The organism is Aureibaculum sp. 2308TA14-22, from assembly GCF_040538665.1.
In the GTDB taxonomy this organism is placed as follows: domain Bacteria; phylum Bacteroidota; class Bacteroidia; order Flavobacteriales; family Flavobacteriaceae; genus Aureibaculum.
Genome location: NZ_JBEWXT010000001.1, coordinates 1,898,815 through 1,916,920, shown reverse-complemented (window position 1 = coordinate 1,916,920; position 18,106 = coordinate 1,898,815). Strand labels below are relative to the sequence as shown.

Annotated in this window: 15 protein-coding genes; 10 read left to right on the top strand and 5 right to left on the bottom strand. The window is 33.2% G+C overall.

The window, feature by feature from the left end:
- The first annotated feature begins 27 nt into the window (after positions 1 to 27).
- From U5A88_RS08470 to U5A88_RS08440, 7 genes are all read left to right on the top strand, one after another.
- A complete protein-coding gene (locus tag U5A88_RS08470) occupies positions 28 to 2,358 on the top strand; it encodes a hypothetical protein (RefSeq protein ID WP_354205523.1) in 2,331 nt (776 codons plus the stop codon).
- 84 nt (positions 2,359 to 2,442) lie between these two features.
- Positions 2,443 to 3,537, top strand: coding sequence for a redox-regulated ATPase YchF (ychF, locus tag U5A88_RS08465; protein ID WP_354205521.1), 1,095 nt, complete (start codon positions 2,443 to 2,445; stop codon positions 3,535 to 3,537).
- Positions 3,538 to 3,543: 6 nt separating this feature from the next.
- The gene (gene tgt, locus U5A88_RS08460) at positions 3,544 to 4,674 is read left to right on the top strand and encodes a tRNA guanosine(34) transglycosylase Tgt (RefSeq protein WP_354205519.1); all 1,131 of its coding nucleotides are present in this window, start codon (positions 3,544 to 3,546) and stop codon (positions 4,672 to 4,674) included.
- A gap of 3 nt (positions 4,675 to 4,677) precedes the next feature.
- Positions 4,678 to 5,763 carry an LptF/LptG family permease gene (locus U5A88_RS08455; protein ID WP_354205517.1) on the top strand — a complete coding sequence of 362 codons (1,086 nt, stop codon included), beginning with the start codon at positions 4,678 to 4,680 and terminating at the stop codon, positions 5,761 to 5,763.
- A complete protein-coding gene (locus U5A88_RS08450; protein WP_354205515.1) occupies positions 5,763 to 6,635 on the top strand; it encodes a DMT family transporter in 873 nt (290 codons plus the stop codon). Before U5A88_RS08455 ends, U5A88_RS08450 begins: the two co-directional genes overlap by 1 nt.
- Before the next feature lie 100 nt (positions 6,636 to 6,735).
- Positions 6,736 to 8,127 (top strand): phosphoglucosamine mutase, encoded by a 1,392-nt coding sequence (glmM, locus tag U5A88_RS08445; RefSeq protein ID WP_354205514.1) that lies wholly within the window; start codon positions 6,736 to 6,738, stop codon positions 8,125 to 8,127.
- Positions 8,128 to 8,133: 6 nt separating this feature from the next.
- Positions 8,134 to 9,615 carry an aminotransferase class V-fold PLP-dependent enzyme gene (locus tag U5A88_RS08440; RefSeq protein WP_354205512.1) on the top strand — a complete coding sequence of 494 codons (1,482 nt, stop codon included), beginning with the start codon at positions 8,134 to 8,136 and terminating at the stop codon, positions 9,613 to 9,615.
- 37 nt (positions 9,616 to 9,652) lie between these two features.
- On the opposite strand, the gene U5A88_RS08435 is transcribed toward U5A88_RS08440, so the two are convergent.
- Positions 9,653 to 10,540 carry a lysophospholipid acyltransferase family protein gene (locus U5A88_RS08435; protein ID WP_354205510.1) on the bottom strand — a complete coding sequence of 296 codons (888 nt, stop codon included), beginning with the start codon at positions 10,538 to 10,540 and terminating at the stop codon, positions 9,653 to 9,655.
- 72 nt (positions 10,541 to 10,612) lie between these two features.
- Here U5A88_RS08435 and U5A88_RS08430 point away from each other — a divergent pair, with 72 nt between their 5' ends.
- Positions 10,613 to 11,260: a rhomboid family intramembrane serine protease gene (locus U5A88_RS08430; RefSeq protein WP_354205508.1), complete on the top strand. Its 648-nt coding sequence runs from the start codon at positions 10,613 to 10,615 to the stop codon at positions 11,258 to 11,260.
- 120 nt (positions 11,261 to 11,380) lie between these two features.
- The gene (locus tag U5A88_RS08425; RefSeq protein ID WP_354205506.1) at positions 11,381 to 11,716 is read left to right on the top strand and encodes a hypothetical protein; all 336 of its coding nucleotides are present in this window, start codon (positions 11,381 to 11,383) and stop codon (positions 11,714 to 11,716) included.
- Positions 11,717 to 11,798: 82 nt separating this feature from the next.
- On the opposite strand, the gene U5A88_RS08420 is transcribed toward U5A88_RS08425, so the two are convergent.
- On the bottom strand, positions 11,799 to 13,034 hold the full coding sequence (locus tag U5A88_RS08420) for a hypothetical protein (RefSeq protein ID WP_354205505.1): 1,236 nt from the start codon (positions 13,032 to 13,034) through the stop codon (positions 11,799 to 11,801).
- A 180-nt stretch (positions 13,035 to 13,214) separates the two neighbouring features.
- Between U5A88_RS08420 and priA the strand changes: the two genes are divergently transcribed.
- A complete protein-coding gene (priA, locus tag U5A88_RS08415) occupies positions 13,215 to 15,662 on the top strand; it encodes a replication restart helicase PriA (protein ID WP_354205503.1) in 2,448 nt (815 codons plus the stop codon).
- Positions 15,663 to 15,813: 151 nt separating this feature from the next.
- On the opposite strand, the gene U5A88_RS08410 is transcribed toward priA, so the two are convergent.
- From U5A88_RS08410 to U5A88_RS08400, 3 genes are read right to left on the bottom strand one after another with little or no spacing between them, the layout of a single operon-like run.
- Complete coding sequence (locus U5A88_RS08410) at positions 15,814 to 16,728, bottom strand: AraC family transcriptional regulator (RefSeq protein WP_354205502.1); 915 nt, start codon at positions 16,726 to 16,728, stop codon at positions 15,814 to 15,816.
- Position 16,729: 1 nt separating this feature from the next.
- Positions 16,730 to 17,212, bottom strand: coding sequence for a hypothetical protein (locus tag U5A88_RS08405; RefSeq protein WP_354205500.1), 483 nt, complete (start codon positions 17,210 to 17,212; stop codon positions 16,730 to 16,732).
- A 10-nt stretch (positions 17,213 to 17,222) separates the two neighbouring features.
- Entirely contained in the window at positions 17,223 to 18,056 is an 834-nt protein-coding gene (locus U5A88_RS08400) for an SDR family NAD(P)-dependent oxidoreductase (protein WP_354205498.1), read from the bottom strand.
- Between the last annotated feature and the right edge of the window lie 50 nt (positions 18,057 to 18,106).

Here is an 18,106-nt window from a genome sequence, read left to right as displayed (position 1 = left end):
TTTGAATACCGATTTTTAGATTAAAAAGTGAAAATAGTTATTCAAATCTCAATTTATTTGGCAATTCTGTCTGCTTCTGCTCAAGATAAATTTGCGGATAAAGTAATTGCCCCATTGCAAAAAAATCAATTATTTTTTGAAAAAGTATTTATTGATACTAATAAAACTTCCTATTTTACTAATGATTATATTTGGTTTAAAGCCTATGTAGGAGGTCTAGATAATAAACCATCATTTAAAACAACACGTCTTTATGTAAACTTATTGGATTCCAATGGGAAAGTTGTTCAAAATAAAGATGTCCTTATTTATAGAGGCACTGGTAAAGGGCAGTTTAAATTAAATGACACGCTAAATTCAGGTAAATATTACATCCAAGCCTATACCAATTATATGCGGAATTTTGGAGACGATAATATGTTTGTTAAAGAAATAAATATTTTAAGCGATATTCCTGACAGAGAGATTGAAACTAAAAATAACTACGATATTCAAATTTTACCCGAAGGAGGCTACCTATTAGAAGATGTTGAAAATGTGATAGGCATAAAATCATTAATTAACGGAAAAGGGTTTGAATATTCTGGCACTATAATTAACTCTAAAAATGAAGAAGTAGTTAATTTTAAAAGCGAGCATTTAGGCATGACAAAATGTAGTTTTTTTTATAAGCCAAAAGAGAAATACAAAGCACTGATTAACATAAATGATACGCTAATAAAGGTTGATGTTCCTTTACCTAAGCGTGAGGGGTTGCATTTAAATGTTACCAAAAAGGAGGAAGACTTTGTCAATTTTTCCTTAAAAACAAATCATAATTCTATTAAGGAATTGCACAAACGCAATTATAATTTGTTATTTCATCAAAGAAATAGAATTATAGATAATTTACAAATTTCTAGAATAGATTCCACAAATGTTAACATAAAAATTAATAAGAAGTTTTTTTTAAATGGAGTTAATACAGTTACTTTATTTGAAAATAGTGAACCAATTATTGAACGAAAATTTTATATTGAAAGGGAAGATAATAATGTTTCTTTTTCTTTAAAAGAAAGTGGTGTTGAAAAGGATTCAATAAAATATAGTTTAAAAATTTCTGATACTAATTCTAGTAAACCTATAGAATCAAATATTAGTATATCGGTATTACCTATAAATTCTTTGAGTCATAACCAAACAACCAATATTAAAAGTGCTTTTTTGTTAACTCCATATGTAAAGGGATATGTTGAAAATCCCGCTTACTATTTTAACAAAAACAATACGGAAAGGGCAACTCATTTAGATTTATTGTTGTTAACACAGGGCTGGACAACATATTCTTTAGATGAAATGATAGAAAATTTTATTCCAAGCTATAAATATGACTTTGAGCTTGGGTTTGAACTAAATGGTACAGTTTCACCATTACTCTCGGATGAATTAGCTTTAATTACTAAAGATGATTTGTTAATTGATAAAATTTCTTTAAACAAGAAAAATGACTTTAGTTTTAAAAAACTTCTTGTTTATAAGGGAGACTCTGTTAAGGTTTCTTTTATTGATACCATAAATAATATAATTAAGCCTAAAAAACTTAAGTTCGATACTATCAAACTCAATACACCAGTTGATTTTATACCCAAACATTTTAGTACTAAACAAGAAAAAGAAGTTCAAAATAATAGTTCTTGGAAAGAGTTATTTTATTCAAATTCAACACAATTAGATGAGGTTACAGTTGTAGGAAAAAGGAGAAGTGATCGTTATTATAAAAGACAAAAGCTAATTAAAAAATACAAATCTGTAGTTTTTGGCATCGGTCAATATTATGATTTAGAACTACCTAACCACTATACAAAATATAACAGTGACCTTATGTCTTATTTAAGAATGAATGAGGGGGTAAGCTTAGTAAATTGGCGAGGTGTAGAAAACTACTTGCAAGTTAGTGGAACTAAAGAGGCCTCTTTGTCTATTGATGGCGAACGCATTAGTTCTGAAGAACTTCCTGGCGTTTTAATAGAAATGGACGATGTTGAAAGTATTTTTGTTTCGTCGCGACGAGGTTATCGATCGTACCAAGTTTTTACTACAGATAATTACAAAAAAAATATTGTACTACTGTATGACGAATATGTTTTTAAAGAAGGGTATGATAAAGAAAAAAGGTACTACACTCCAAGATATGATTATGAAACTACCGATAAGACTTTAAATTGGATAGAAGTTGACTGGAAAACGAATCTAATTCCAAACGCTTTTGGTGAAATAGGATTTAAAATTTTACAAAATAAAAAACTAGAAGGTTATTTATTTTCTATTCAAGGGTTTTCAAATCAAGGGCATTTAATCTCAGAAATCATTAGAAAATAATGATTCATCATTTTATCAAAACCTTTATTATTCTAAATTTCTAATTAACTACATTTGCATTCGCAAATAAAAAATTAATTTAATATGAAGGCAGGTATTGTAGGGCTTCCTAATGTTGGTAAATCCACTTTGTTTAATTGTTTATCAAATGCTAAAGCACAGAGTGCAAACTTTCCGTTTTGTACTATAGAACCTAATATTGGTGTGGTAAACGTTCCAGATCAACGCTTGGGGAAACTAGAAGAACTCGTAAATCCTGAGCGTGTAATACCTGCAACTGTTGAAATTGTTGATATTGCGGGATTGGTTAGAGGAGCTAGCAAAGGCGAAGGATTAGGTAATCAATTCTTAGGAAATATCAGAGAAACTGATGCTATTATTCACGTGTTGCGTTGTTTCGATAATGATAATATAGTTCACGTAGATACTACAGTAGATCCTATACGAGATAAAGAAACAATTGATTTAGAATTACAATTAAAAGATCTTGAAACGGTTGATAAGAAACTTGAAAAAGTAAAGCGTACTGCAAAAACTGGAAATAAAGAAGCACAAAAGGAAGAAGTAGCCTTAAACAAAGTAAAACAAGGGTTGGAAAGTGCTATTTCTGTTCGTGCCATTGAATTGACAAAAGACGAACGCGAGGAGTTTATAAAACCATTACAATTATTGACCGATAAACCCATTTTGTATGTATGTAACGTAGATGAAGCATCTGCTAAGGATGGTAATGCATATGTAGATACTGTAAAAAAGGCAATTACAAATGAGGATGCAGAAGTAATAATTTTGGCAGTTGCCACAGAAGCTGACATTACCGAATTAGATACTTATGAAGAGCGACAACTATTTTTAGATGATTTAGGTTTAGATGAAGCTGGAGCGTCAAAATTAATTAGAGCCGCCTATAAATTGTTGAATTTAGAGACTTATTTTACCGCAGGCGTAAAAGAAGTTAGAGCGTGGACAATTTTAATAGGCAGTACAGCTCCACAAGCAGCAGGTGTAATCCATACCGATTTTGAAAAAGGATTCATCCGTGCAGAAGTTATGAAATATGACGATTTTGTTAACTATGGTAGTGAGGCAAAAGTAAAAGAAGCAGGTAAGTTATCAGTAGAAGGAAAAGACTATATTGTTCAAGATGGTGATGTAATGCACTTCAGATTTAACGTATAAGAGCTCATGAATTTTGAACTGCACACCAAAGATGCAACCAGTAAAGCCAGAACAGGAACAATTACTACCGATCATGGTAAAATTGAAACCCCAATTTTTATGCCGGTGGGCACTGTGGCATCTGTTAAAGGTGTTCATCAACAAGAATTAAAAAATGATATTAATGCAGATATTATTCTTGGAAATACCTATCACTTGTATTTACGCCCCAAAACAGAAATTTTAGAAAAAGTAGGCGGTCTTCATAAATTTATGAATTGGGACCGTCCAATTTTGACAGACAGCGGAGGGTACCAAGTGTATTCACTTTCTGGTAATAATAAAATTAATGAAGAAGGGGTAAAGTTCAAATCGCATATAGATGGTTCTACCCACTTTTTTTCACCAGAATCTTCTATGGATATCCAGCGGAGTATAGGTGCCGATATTATTATGGCTTTTGATGAATGTACACCTTATCCATGCGAATATACTTATGCTAAAAATTCCATGCACATGACACATCGTTGGTTAAAACGATGTATAAATCATTTAGAAAAAACACCTGAAATCTATGATTTTAAACAAACGTTTTTTCCCATTGTTCAAGGGAGCACCTATAAAGACTTACGTAAGCAATCGGCAGAGTATATTGCCTCGGTAGGAGCGGAAGGTAATGCTATTGGTGGGCTTTCGGTTGGTGAGCCAGCTGAAGAAATGTATGAGATGACAGATATTGTTTGTAGTGTATTACCTGAAGATAAACCTCGCTATTTAATGGGTGTGGGTACTCCAATTAACATTTTGGAAAATATTGCGTTGGGTGTTGACATGTTCGATTGTGTTATGCCAACCAGAAACGCCAGAAACGGTATGTTATTCACTGCCCATGGCACTATCAACATCAAAAATAAAAAATGGGAAGATGATTTTTCTCCCATTGATGAAATGAATATAACTTACGTAGATACGCAATATTCAAAAGCCTATTTACGTCATTTGTTTGTGGCCAAAGAATATTTGGCAAAGCAAATTGCCACCATTCACAATTTAGGATTTTATATGTGGTTGGTTCGTGAAGCTAGAAAGCATATCTTAGCAGGAGATTTTACCAGTTGGAAAAACACTATGGTAAAACAAATGGACAAAAGACTATAGGTATTGAAAATCCTTGATAAATACATATTAAAAAAGTACTTTACTACTTTTATTTTTACGCTGTTAATATTGATTCCTATTACCGTAGCTATTGATATTTCAGAAAAGTATAGTAAGTTTTCTGACCATGCCAATTTAGGCGTAGGAGAAATAGTTAGTAATTATTACATCCCCTTTATTTTCAATTATGGCAATACTTTTATGCCATTGGCATTATTTATTTCAACAATATTATTTACTTCAAAATTAGCTTCCAATACAGAAATTGTTGCTATACATAGTGCCGGAATTCCGTATAAGCGTTTTTTAAAGCCATATTTGTTAGGTGCGTTGTTGCTAGGTTTACTATCGTTAACAGCCAATCATTTTTTGTTGAATAAGTCTAATAAAACCCTAGAAGCTTTTGATGAAGCCTATTTACGTAGAGTGAAAAAGACAAAGACCTATGTAAATGAAGTGAATTTGCAATTAACAGAAAATGATATAGTATATTTTAAGAATTTTGGTTTAACTAGAAATACAGGTTTTGGTTTTTCATATCAGCATTTTGATGGATTAGACCTAAAATATATCTTGACTGGAAAAAGAATCAGTTGGAATAAAAAAGATAGTGTTTATACTCTTTCTGACTATACTAAACGTTGGGTGGGAGAAAAAAATGATCGTATAGAATCTGGTAGAAAACTGGACACGGTTTTTAATTTTTTACCTAAAGATTTGCTATATGTAGATTATTTGGCAATTGAAATGGATTCGCCCGAATTGTATCGACATATAAAAGAATCAGAAAATAGGGGTGTTAAAAATTTGAACAAATATAAAGTAGAGCTATACTCGAGAACAACGTTGCCCGTTTCTTCGTTAATATTGACCGTTATCGCTGTTTCCTTGGCTTCTAGAAAAAGAAGAGGTGGTATTGGTATTAACCTTGCAGTTGGTGTTAGTTTAATGTTTTTGTATGTGTTTTTTATGAAAGTAACCGAAGTATTGGGTGCCTCTGCGGCATATAATCCAATATATATGGTTTGGATACCCAATGTCTTATTCGGAATTATTGCCGTATATCTTTACTTTAAGGCTAAGCAGTAATGAATGCTAGAACCAAAAACTATTTTCACCTCCACTTTATTATTTTTATTTGGGGTTTTACCGCTATACTTGGTGCATTAATAAGTATTGATGCTATTCCTTTGGTATGGTACAGAGTTACATTAGCTACACTTTTTTTATATACTTTTATTCTGATTAGGAGAGTTAAAGTAAACGTACCGTTTAATGTTCTATTGAGGTATATTTTAGGTGGTGTTTTTATTGCTGTACACTGGATTACATTTTTTTATGCCATTAAAATTTCAACCATTTCCATTGCTCTTGCTGCAATGTCAACGGGTGCTTTGTTTGTTACTTTAATACAATGGACAGTATTTCGAAAAAAATTAATTCCTTATGAGCTGTTGTTTTCATTATTGGCAATAGTTGGTTTGGTAATTATTTTTAATGCTGAAGGACAGCATTTTATAGGTATAGTGGTAGCTTTGATTTCAGCGTTTTTATCTGCTTGTTTTTCTATTTTAAATGCGAATCTGATAAAAAACAGTTCGGCTACGGTCATTTCTTTTTATGAACTACTTTTTGCTTCGCTTTTTATTGGTGTTGTCATGCTCTTTAACGGCACTTTTACTGTTGACTTCTTTGTGTTGTCAAAAATGGATTGGTTCTATTTGATTTTATTGGCATCTGTTTGTACTGCCTATGCCTTTGCAGCATCCAATCAAGTGTTAAAAAGTGTAAGCCCTTTTACCATGATGCTTACCATTAATTTAGAACCTATTTACGGAATTATTTTAGCCATCATTATTTTTAAAGAAAAAGAAATAATGACTACAAATTTCTATTACGGAGCATTGTTAATATTGGTTACCGTGGTTTTAAATGGTGTTATTAAACTAAATCGAAAATAAATTTATAGTTCAGGTTTCAACCCTTTTAAAAAACTTTGTACCTCGTATTTCCAACCTCGTACCTTTTTCTTTATCTTTGTCAAAATCAAAAAAATAGCTTGTGAGTTTAATAAAATCAATTTCAGGAATTAGAGGAACTATTGGTGGTAATGTAAATGATAATTTAACCCCAGTTGATGCTGTAAAGTTTGCGGCATCTTACGGTAGTTGGCTAATTAAAAGAAATAATAATTCAAAAAATTTAACGGTAGTTGTCGGCAGAGATGCCCGTATTTCTGGCAAAATGGTAAGTAGTTTAGTAGCTAATACCTTAGTAGGAATGGGAATCAACGTAATTGACTTGGGTTTATCTACAACGCCAACCGTTGAAATTGCTGTTCCACTTGAAAAAGCAAATGGAGGTATTATTTTAACGGCTTCCCACAATCCAAAACAATGGAATGCTTTAAAATTATTAAACGAGAAAGGCGAGTTTTTAAATGGAGCTGATGGTGCCGAGATTTTAGAGATTGCAGAATCAGACGATTATACCTTTGCCGAAGTAGATGATTTAGGTTCTTACACCAAATTACCCGGTTATATGGATAAGCACATTGAAGAAGTTCTAAAATTGGATTTTGTTGATGTAGAAGCGATAAAAAATGCCAATTTTAAAGTGGTTGTTGATGCTGTAAATTCTACTGGTGGAATCGTTATTCCCAATTTATTGGAAAAACTTGGGGTAGAATGTATAAAATTGTATTGTGAACCTAACGGACACTTTCCACACAATCCTGAACCTTTGGCGGAACATTTAACTGATATTTCCGAATTAGTTGTCAAAGAAAAGGCGGATCTGGGCATTGTTGTCGATCCAGATGTAGATAGATTAGCTTTGGTTTGCGAAGATGGTTCTATGTTTGGAGAAGAATATACTCTGGTAGCCTGTGCAGATTATGTATTGGCACAGCAAAAAGGAAATACGGTATCCAATTTATCATCTTCAAGAGCCTTACGAGATGTTACCGAAAAACACGGAGGAATGTATAAAGCAAGTGCTGTGGGCGAGGTAAACGTAGTGGAATTAATGAAAAAAACGAACGCCGTTATAGGTGGTGAAGGTAATGGCGGAATTATTTATCCTGCATCGCATTATGGAAGGGATTCTTTGGTAGGTGTGGCTTTGTTTTTATCGCATTTGGCAAAATTAGACATGAGTTGTAAGGCCTTGCGAGAAAGCTATCCTAGCTACTTTATGAGTAAAAATAAAATACAGCTTACGCCTCAATTAGATGTTGATGCAATTTTAGCTCAAATGGCGGACAACTACAAAAAAGAAGAGGTAAATACAATCGATGGCGTAAAAATAGATTTTACAGAAGAATGGGTACACCTTAGAAAGTCAAATACTGAACCGATCATAAGAATTTATACGGAAAGTGGTTCTCAGGTCGGTGCAGATGCACTGGCAAAAAAAATAATGGATGAAATAGCTGCTATTGCAGGAATTTAATTTACAATGGAAAACAAATCTTCTTTAGAGTTTTACTTTCAACAATTCAGAGAAAACATTATTGGTGTTGATCAGTATTTCGAATCCCCTTACGGCAAAAAAAAAGTTATTTATACCGACTGGACAGCAAGTGGAAGATTATATAGACCTATAGAAGAAAAATTAATGAACGATTTTGGTCCTTACGTGGCCAATACCCATACGGAAACTTCAATTACCGGCTCTGCAATGACCCATGCGTACCATAAAGCTAGGGAAATCATCAAAAAACATGTTAACGCTAAAGACAGTGATTGTTTGATTACTTCGGGTACAGGGATGACAGGTGTTATCAATAAATTCCAGCGTATTTTAGGATTGCGTATTCCAGAGAGTATGCGGGACTTTACTAACGTTCCTGAGGATTTGAAACCCATTGTTTTTATCACCCACATGGAACATCATTCTAACCATACTTCGTGGTTAGAAACCATTGCTGATGTGGAAGTAATTCCTTGTCAAGAAACAGGATTGGTATGTTTTGACAGTTTTAAAAAGTTATTAGAGCAATATAAAGATAGAAAGACAAAAATTGCATCCATTACTGCATGCTCTAATGTTACGGGTATCAGAACGGATTACCATAAAATGGCTAAGATTATCCATGCTTATAACGGTTATTGTTTTGTCGATTTTGCCTGTTCTGCTCCTTATGTCCCTATCAATATGCATCCAGAAGACCCAGAAGAGAAGTTGGATGCTGTTTTGTTTTCTCCGCATAAATTTTTAGGTGGCCCAGGCACATCTGGGGTATTAATTTTTTGTGATGAATTGTATAAAAATACCGTACCCGACAATCCCGGTGGGGGAACGGTTACCTATACTAATCCGTGGGGAGACCATAGGTATATCGAAGATATAGAGCTACGTGAAGATGGCGGTACTCCTGGTTTTTTGCAAACTATAAAAATTGCTCTGGCAATTCAATTAAAAGAGCAGATGAGTTCTGAAAAAATTCTGGCTCGTGAACATGAAATCAATGAAATAGTTTTTGCAGAATTAAAAAATATTGAAAATTTACATTTATTGGCGGAGGAACATGAAGATAGGTTAGGGATTTTCTCCTTTTATATTGACGAGTTACATTATAATTTGGGTGTTAAACTATTGAACGATAGGTTTGGAATCCAGACTAGAGGAGGCTGTTCTTGTGCAGGTACTTACGGACATATTTTACTCAATATTGATTTATTAACTTCTGAAGAATATAGACATAAAATTGTTGATGAAGGTTGTTTAATTGACCGCCCAGGGTGGATCAGAATGTCCATACACCCAACTATTACTGATAAAGAGGTTGATTATGTTTGTAAAAGCATAAAAGAACTTTGTCAGAATTTTAAGGAATGGAAAAACGATTATAAATACAATGCCATATCCAACGAATTTGAATTTATTGGCAATGACCAATTTGAAAAACAGTTGGTGGAAAAATGGTTTGAGGTTTAATACAAGTCTCGTTTTTTTGTTTCTGCCCACTGCAGACTTACTTTCCCAAATTCTTCCCCTGATGCTTAAATCGATTATGTGTCCAAAAATAAAACTCTGGGGCTTCTTTTACTTGTTCTTCTACTTTTCGCAGATAAATATCAGTGATGTCATAATCTTTAAATGATTTTGGGTTGTCGGTAATCAATTCAAAATTGACTTCATAATACCCACGTTTTATTCTTTTTGTTTTAAAAAAAACTACAGGCAAATCATGCTTTTTTGCCAACAATTCTGCACCTGTATGGATAGGTAAATTATCAACACCCAAAAAATGTGACCAATAATGCGTTTTTCCTACACGTGGTGATTGATCGCCCAAAAACCCATAAAGCGATAGAATGTTTTCCTTTTTATTTTTAGTGATTACGGAAAAAGTATTTTTTGTACTGACCAAGTTTGTATTAAAACGCCCTCTGGTTTCCCTTATTTTTTTATCAAAGTACTTGTTCTTTATCTTTTTATAAATGGCATATCCATTATATTTTAATTTGGTGTTTAATAGAAATATCCATTCCCAATTGGCATAATGCCCACCCATTAATATACTGCTTCTGCTTTGATTTTCAAGGTTTTTAAGAATATCTATATTGCCAATTTTGTACCTTTTTACCAACTGTTTTTTTGAAATGGTAAACAGTTTTATAATCTCTACGAACACATCAATAAAATGTCTATAAGACTTTTTAGCAATATGCGAAATTTCTTTATCCGATTTTTCGGGAAATGCCAACTTTATATTGTTAAAAACCACTTTTTTTCGATAACCTACTACATAGTAAAGCAAATAGTAAAAGCCATCTGAAATAAAATGTAAAATTCTAAATGGCAATATAGACAATAGCCATATAAAAGGATATACAATGATATAACTTAAAAATTGCACGGTAAAATATTAAGATTAACCTGTGGCAAATATCGGCATATAATTTTATCTTTGGACAAATATTGATTACAAATGAATCATGCGGTAGTTGCATTAATAGTTATAAATGTTTTAGTTTCTTTAAAAGGTTTTTCTGACAGGCTATTTTTTGAGCGTTATAAATTTCAAATTGGGCCCATTTTAAACGGTGAGCAAATCCGAATGTTTACGTCAGGTTTTTTGCATGTAGATCATGCTCATCTGTTTTTTAATATGTTTGCATTATATCTTTTTGCCGATCCGGTAATAGCCCATTTAGGTATTTTTAAATTTGTAATTATTTATTTGGGGAGCCTCTTAGCTGGAAGTACTCTGGCATTGAGTTTTCACAAAAAAGATCCTTATTACAGTGCCGTAGGTGCATCTGGAGCGGTTATGGGTATTATCTATGCGGGTATCATGTTAAATCCCGGTATGAAGCTAACTTTTATTTTCTTTCCGTTTTTCGATATTCCAGGTTATGTTTTTGGTGTGGGATATTTACTGTATTCCATGTACGGTATGAAAAAACAATTGGGCAATATTGGTCACAGTGCTCACTTGGGTGGAGCCATCGGTGGTTTTGTACTGACCTTGGCTCTATATCCTCAGGTTTTTGTACACAATAAAACGATGACGATTATTCTTGCCATACCCATTATTTTAATGTTCGTTTTTAAAAACAAGCTAATAAATAAATAATTCTAAAAATTTTATTTTTTGTATTTGCTATTTCATTTTTTTTCTACATTTGTTATGTATCATGTATGATATGAGTTCTGTTTTTTGCAATTTTAATTTATAAAATAATTAAATTATCAAATGAAAAGAGTAATTGTAAATTTTAAAAAACTAACGGATGACATTTTAAACATGTTAGTTGAGAAATTTCCTGATGGTTATAATGATTCAGACATAGTGGTATTTCAAAATGCTGCTGGCGAAACCGTTGAAGCTGTTGAGGTAAGAACCGAAGATACAATCTATTTGGTTAAAGTTAGTGTTCGATTAGAACAATCTATGGAAAATCACATTGATACAAGTGATGATGAGGAAAACGATATAATTAATGACGCTGGTATTGGTGATGAAGGTTTGGATTTAAACGTTGGTGATGAACCAATTGATGATATTTCCTCAGAAGATTTGGACAATTGATAAAAATTTTACTAGAGTAATATAAAAAAGGCTCACCACAATGGTGAGCCTTTTTTCTTCATCTACTTTCCCTTTTTGTATTTTACTGTGCTCTTCTTTTAGAAGGAGTTCTTTTTACAGAGCTGTTTCTTGAACTTCTCTGAACAGTACTTCTGCTTCTAACTGATGAACTTCTGTTTGAAACGCTTCTTTTAGGAGCTTTTCTAGTCTGTGTTCTTACAGTTCTTTGCACAGGTTTTCTTTCTGTTCGTTGTACTGAAGACCTATTTCTTGTTGAAACAGTTCTTTTAGAAACACTTCTTTGAGGTGTTTTTCTTGTTTGAGTTCGTACGGTACGTTGTACCGGCTTTCTGTCAACTCTATTTTGCACAGTACTTCTTGTTCTCGTTTTTATAACTTTATTTGAAGGCGACTTTACAGTTCTTCTTTTAACAACTTTTCTAGGTTGCTTTATACGAGAGTTTGTAGAAACCGTTCTTCTTTGTACTGTTCTCTTAGGTGTTTTACCAACTACTCTTTTTGTACTTGTAATATTTCTATTATTTCTTGCAGAAGTATTACGTTGAATTGCTTTTCTTCTTGTATTGTTTGCACTTGTGTTTCTTCTGCTAACTCCTTTATTTGATCTAGCAACACTACTACGCGTTCTTACCCTTTTATCAATGCTTTTAAAGCTCCTTTTTTTAGCATAGTTTCTACGGGAATTCCTTTTGTGGAATTTTTTTCCATAATAATAGTTGTAACGTGTTGGTCTATATCTATTTCTGTAAGGTCTATAACTTACTATACATCTGTTAAAAATAGGTAGTACAAAAAAGTTATGGTATGGGTGAAACACATGGTGTCTGTTATAAATGTTTACATAACCTCTATGGTATGAATAATGACCGTAATTGTTATAATAAATGTTTAAACTTCCAATACGGTTTACTCTATTAGAACGGTATCTTATTTTAACATCACCGGCTCTGATTATTCTTCCATAAGAATCGTAATAGATGGGCGTGTTTTCAATTTGAATGATAGCACCATAATCGTCATACTGTACATATGGGTCATAATTATAACCTGAATTATAGCTAATACTTACCTCATCTAAATCAACACCAACGTGCATGCCACGTCTGGGATTGATATAAAAATCAAATTCTCCGTTTTTAAATATAGAAAATGTAATACCGTCTTCAACAAAAGTGAATGTTTTATTATTGTCATATCTATATTTTTTTACCGGTTGATGATTATCAACATTGGCAAAAAGTTGCGGACTAAGGCCGAGTGAGATGATGGTTACGAGTACTAATGCTATTTTTTTCATAATTAAAAGTGTTAAAGGTTATTAATAAATAGGTTTTGGTTAACACTATTATTGTTACTTTTACAAACGACGTGCCAAAAACCGAATTACTAATTTTATATATTTGTGTATTCCTTCGAAACTCCTTTAAAATAAGGGCTTAAGAAGCATAATATTTTTTAAACTTTACAGTAAAAACATTTGAACTATTTTATCAACGTTATATTACCCATTCCTTTACAGCAATTATTCACGTATCGAATTACAGAAGCTGAAAAAAATTTTTTACAAGAGGGTATGCGTGTTGCAGTACCTTTCGGGAAGTCCAAAATATATACTGCTATTGTGGCTGAAATTCATCAAGTTACGCCGACCGCTTATGAAGCCAAGGATATATTTCAAATTTTGGATGAGAGGCCAATTATCACTAAAATACAGTTAAAGCATTGGCAATGGCTGGCCAATTATTATATGTGCTCATTGGGCGAAGTATTGCGTTCGGCAATACCTTCTACATTTTTATTGGAAAGTGAAACACAGGTTCTAAAAAATAAAAAATTTATTGAAAACGAACTTTTATCAGATGATGAGTTTTTAATTCTTGAAGCCCTAGAGCATCAAAAGGTATTGCCTATTCAGAAAATCAGTTCAATTTTAGATAAAAAGCGAGTTTTACCCATTTTAAACGATTTATTAAAGAAGAATGCTATTGTTTTGCGTGAGGAAATAATTGAACAGTATAAACCAAAACTAATAAAATACATTCGTTTAAATGAACGGTTTAACAATCAGGAAGAACTAAGTAAATTATTGGAGGAATTAAGCCGTGCCAAGCAACAACGTAATGCGGTAATGGCTTATTTTTCGTTATATGGTGCTACCAAAAAGCCAATAAAACAGAAACAACTCAAAGAAGTTAGCAATGTATCATCAGCAGTTATAAAAGGGTTAGTTGAGAAGAATATTTTTGAAATTTATACTATTCAAACGGATCGGGTCAATTTTAAGGAAGCTACCGAAAAATTTAAAAGACTATCTGATTTTCAAGAAGATGCGTACAATGACTTAACTGCTAATTTCAAGATAAATGATGTAGTGTTATTACATGGTATCACGTCTAGCGGCAAAACGGAAATCTATGTAAAGCTAATTGATGAGGTGCTGAAAAAAGGGAAACAAGTACTGTATTTGGTTCCTGAAATTGCATTGACTACACAACTCATCAGCCGACTTCAAAAATATTTTGGGAACAAGATTGCGGTGTTTCATTCCAAATATTCCTTAAACGAAAGGGTAGAGGTGTGGAACAATATTTTAAACAATTCCAATAAAGCACAACTGATTTTAGGAGCCAGATCATCAGTTTTTTTGCCGTTTTCTGAGTTAGAATTAATTATTGTTGATGAAGAACACGAAACCTCGTACAAACAATTTGACCCCGCACCACGTTACCATGCAAGAGATGCCGCTATTGTATTGGCAAATTTGCACAATTCAAAAGTATTGTTAGGAAGTGCCACGCCGTCTTTAGAGAGTTATTATAACGCCCAACAAAAAAAGTACGGATTGGTAACGCTTGATAGACGTTTTGGTAATGTCCTCTTGCCCGAAATTGAGTTGGTTGACATCAAAGAAGGCTACCGTAAAAAGCGAATGACGGGTCATTTTTCAGAGCAACTCATGCTATTGATCAATGAAGCCTTAGACGAAAAAGAACAAGTCATTCTTTTCCAAAATCGACGTGGCTATTCACCCATAGTGGAATGTAAAACCTGCGGTGTCTCGCCACAATGCCCTAATTGTGATGTGAGTTTAACCTATCACAAATTTAAGGGCGAATTACAATGCCACTACTGTGGTTATAATCGAAATATGCCTAGCACCTGCCAGGCTTGTGGTAGTCCAACTTTAGATACTAAAGGGTTTGGTACTGAGCAGATTGAATTGGAATTACAAGAACTATTTCCAAATCATACAATAGGCAGAATGGATTTGGACACCACACGTGGCAAATACGGTTATCATAAAATTATCGATGCTTTCCAGTCTCGTGAAATTGATATTTTGGTCGGTACGCAAATGTTATCCAAAGGTTTAGATTTCGATAACGTATCATTAGTTGGTGTACTAAATGCAGATAATTTGCTCAACTTTCCTGATTTTAGAGCACATGAAAAAAGTTTTCAATTATTGGTACAAGTATCAGGTAGGGCTGGGCGTGCCAAAAAAAGAGGGAAAGTAGCCATACAAACCTTTAATCCGTACCATCAGATATTGCAACAAGTTACGACCAATGATTATGCAACAATGTATAAAGAACAGTTGTACGAACGCCATCAATACAACTATCCACCGTTGTTGCGAATGATAAAAATAACCTTAAAGCACAAAGATTATATAAAAGTAAATTCAGGTGCAGATTGGTTGTATAAATCACTATACAATACTTTTGGAACCAATATTTTAGGACCTACAAGTCCCGCAGTTTCAAGAATCCGAAACCAGCATATCAAAACCATTTTAATAAAATTGCCACAAGATAAATCCATAAACTTATCAAAAGCGGTCATTCAAAAAATTAAAAACAGCTTTCAGTCCATAGCGGATTTTAGATCGATACGTTTTAATGTGGATGTGGATTGTTATTAGAGAATTCGATTAACGCTTAGTATATGAAAAGTAGGCGATTTTGATGTCTTGACTTTCAGTTAAGCACAAAGTTTGACACGAACTAAAGTCTTTGATTTTATTGCTGTTTCGCCTATTTTTTCATAAACATTGTTAGTGCCAGTATTTTTACTTAATTCAAATCTCTATACTCTAATGGACTCATACCTACTTTCCTCTTAAACAGTTTGCTGAAATACTGAGGATATTCAAAGCCCAATTCATAAGCTATTTCACTAACTGAGTGATTGCAACCCAATAACTTTGATTTGGCTTGTTCTATTAAAAAATAATGGATATGATCCTGTGTACTTTTTCCTGTTTCTTTTTTTAATAAATCGGAAAGATAATTTTTAGAAAGGTTAGCAACTTCGGCACATTGTACAACAGTTGGCAATCCATTTTCGCGACATTGGTCAGAATCAATGTAAGACAATAAAAAGTCCTCTACTGCAGCTATGGCATCTTTGCTAGCTGCTGATCGGGTAATGAACTGTCGGTCGTAAAAACGCATACAATGGTTAAGCATAAGTTCTATTCCGGAAACAATTACCGGCTTGCTGTGCTTGTCAACAGGTCGGTTGATTTCTGATTCGATTTCATGGACAACTCGAGTAAGGGTTGTTTTTTCTTCTTCGGATATATGCAACGCTTCATTTAGATCATATTTAAAGTATGTATAATTTTTTATCCGCTGGTCAAGAGAGGTTCCTTTAATCAAGTCAGGATGAAAATACAATCCCCAGCCCAATGCATAATCTGCTTTTTCAAGGCTTGTAATCTGATTGGGTGCAATGAAAAACAAACTTCCTTCGTGAAAATCATAATGTTGCCTGCCATATTGCAGGCTATCTGCTTTAAGTGTTTTGGATAAAATGCAGTAAAATGCAGTTTTACATTTTATCTTTTCAGGTATGTCTGGTTGATGAAAATCTACTTTAGAAAAATCAACCACACTTATCAAAGGGTGTTTTGGTTTTCCTTGATTAAGTATGCTGTTTAATTGGCTAATGTCATCAATCGATAAGATATTTCCAGCTGTCATCATACTAATTCTTCAAGTTTTCAAAATAAGCATTAATGGAATGCTGAGAGAAGGCTTCTATAATCATAAAACCAACAAACATAATAATGATGGCATAGGAAATGCCTTGCCAATATGGATTTTTGATGAAATAAATAAATAGTAATGTAGCAATAATAAAAGCTATAGAAACCATTTGGTAAATAGGATATTCCTTGATGACTTTTGCCATTCTTTCGGTTTCTATTTTCTGAAAACTAACTTCTTCTTTTTGAAATAACTGGGTCTGTTTTTCAAGTAATTTACTTTCCGTTATCCGATACCCAATACCAGAAGCAATCATCATAAAACCACAAATCAATGTACCTGTTTTTATTCCATTTGCAAGTGCAGAACTTCCAATAATTTGCGCAATAATTGCTGTAAGAAGCAAGCTAATTCCTAACAAAATAAAATGTAGTCCTACTGTTTTTTGGGCTGATATATAAGTTTCAAATGCACTAATCATAGTCAAAGGTTTAATGTTTTTTGAAAAACATCATCGGCATAATTTTATCAATAGCTGCATCTCCAAAAGTAGAATGCAAGAGGTGAGTTTGCTTGGCATCGCTATTTACTCGATAAGCTCTTTTTGGTTTTTTGCTTTCAATGGCATCATAAACCGCTTTGGCAATCGTTATTGGGTCTGCTCCAGATTCATTTAATGCTTTGTCAAAATTATACTTAAAATTCTCCATATTTTCGTGATAAGCACCATCTGGGTCAGAGGCAATGGCTTTATCTAAATAGGTAAAAGCAATATCAGCAAATTCTGTTTTGATATACCCAGGTTGAATTTTTACCACATCAATTCCAAAATCTTTTACCTCCATTCTTAAACCATCGCACAAACCTTCTACGGCATGTTTTGATGCAGGATACCATGGCATTCCTGGTACAGAGACCGTACCCACAATAGAAGAACAGGCGATTAGTTTACCAGATTTTTGCTTTCGCATCTGTGGTAATACGGTTTTAAAAGTACGTGCTAGCCCAAATACGTTGGTTTCAAATTCTGCTTTAGCATCTTCAATATCCACTGTTTCGAAACAGCCTTGCACACCATAACCTGCATTGGCAAAAACGACATCAATGTGCCCTTCATTCTCCATAATGGTATTAAATGCTTGGTCAATACTTTCTTGTTTTCTCACGTCCAATTCAAAAATGGTTGCACCTTTTTCTTCTAAGGGCTTCATTTTTTCTACTCTTCTGGCTCCCGCATACACTTTAAAGCCTTTGCCTAATAAATACGCTGCTGTGGCATAACCAATTCCCGAGCTTGCTCCTGTGATAAATACTATTTTACTCATGATTTCTGTTTATTTTAATAGATTAATTTCTTACAAAGATTGGAAGTTCT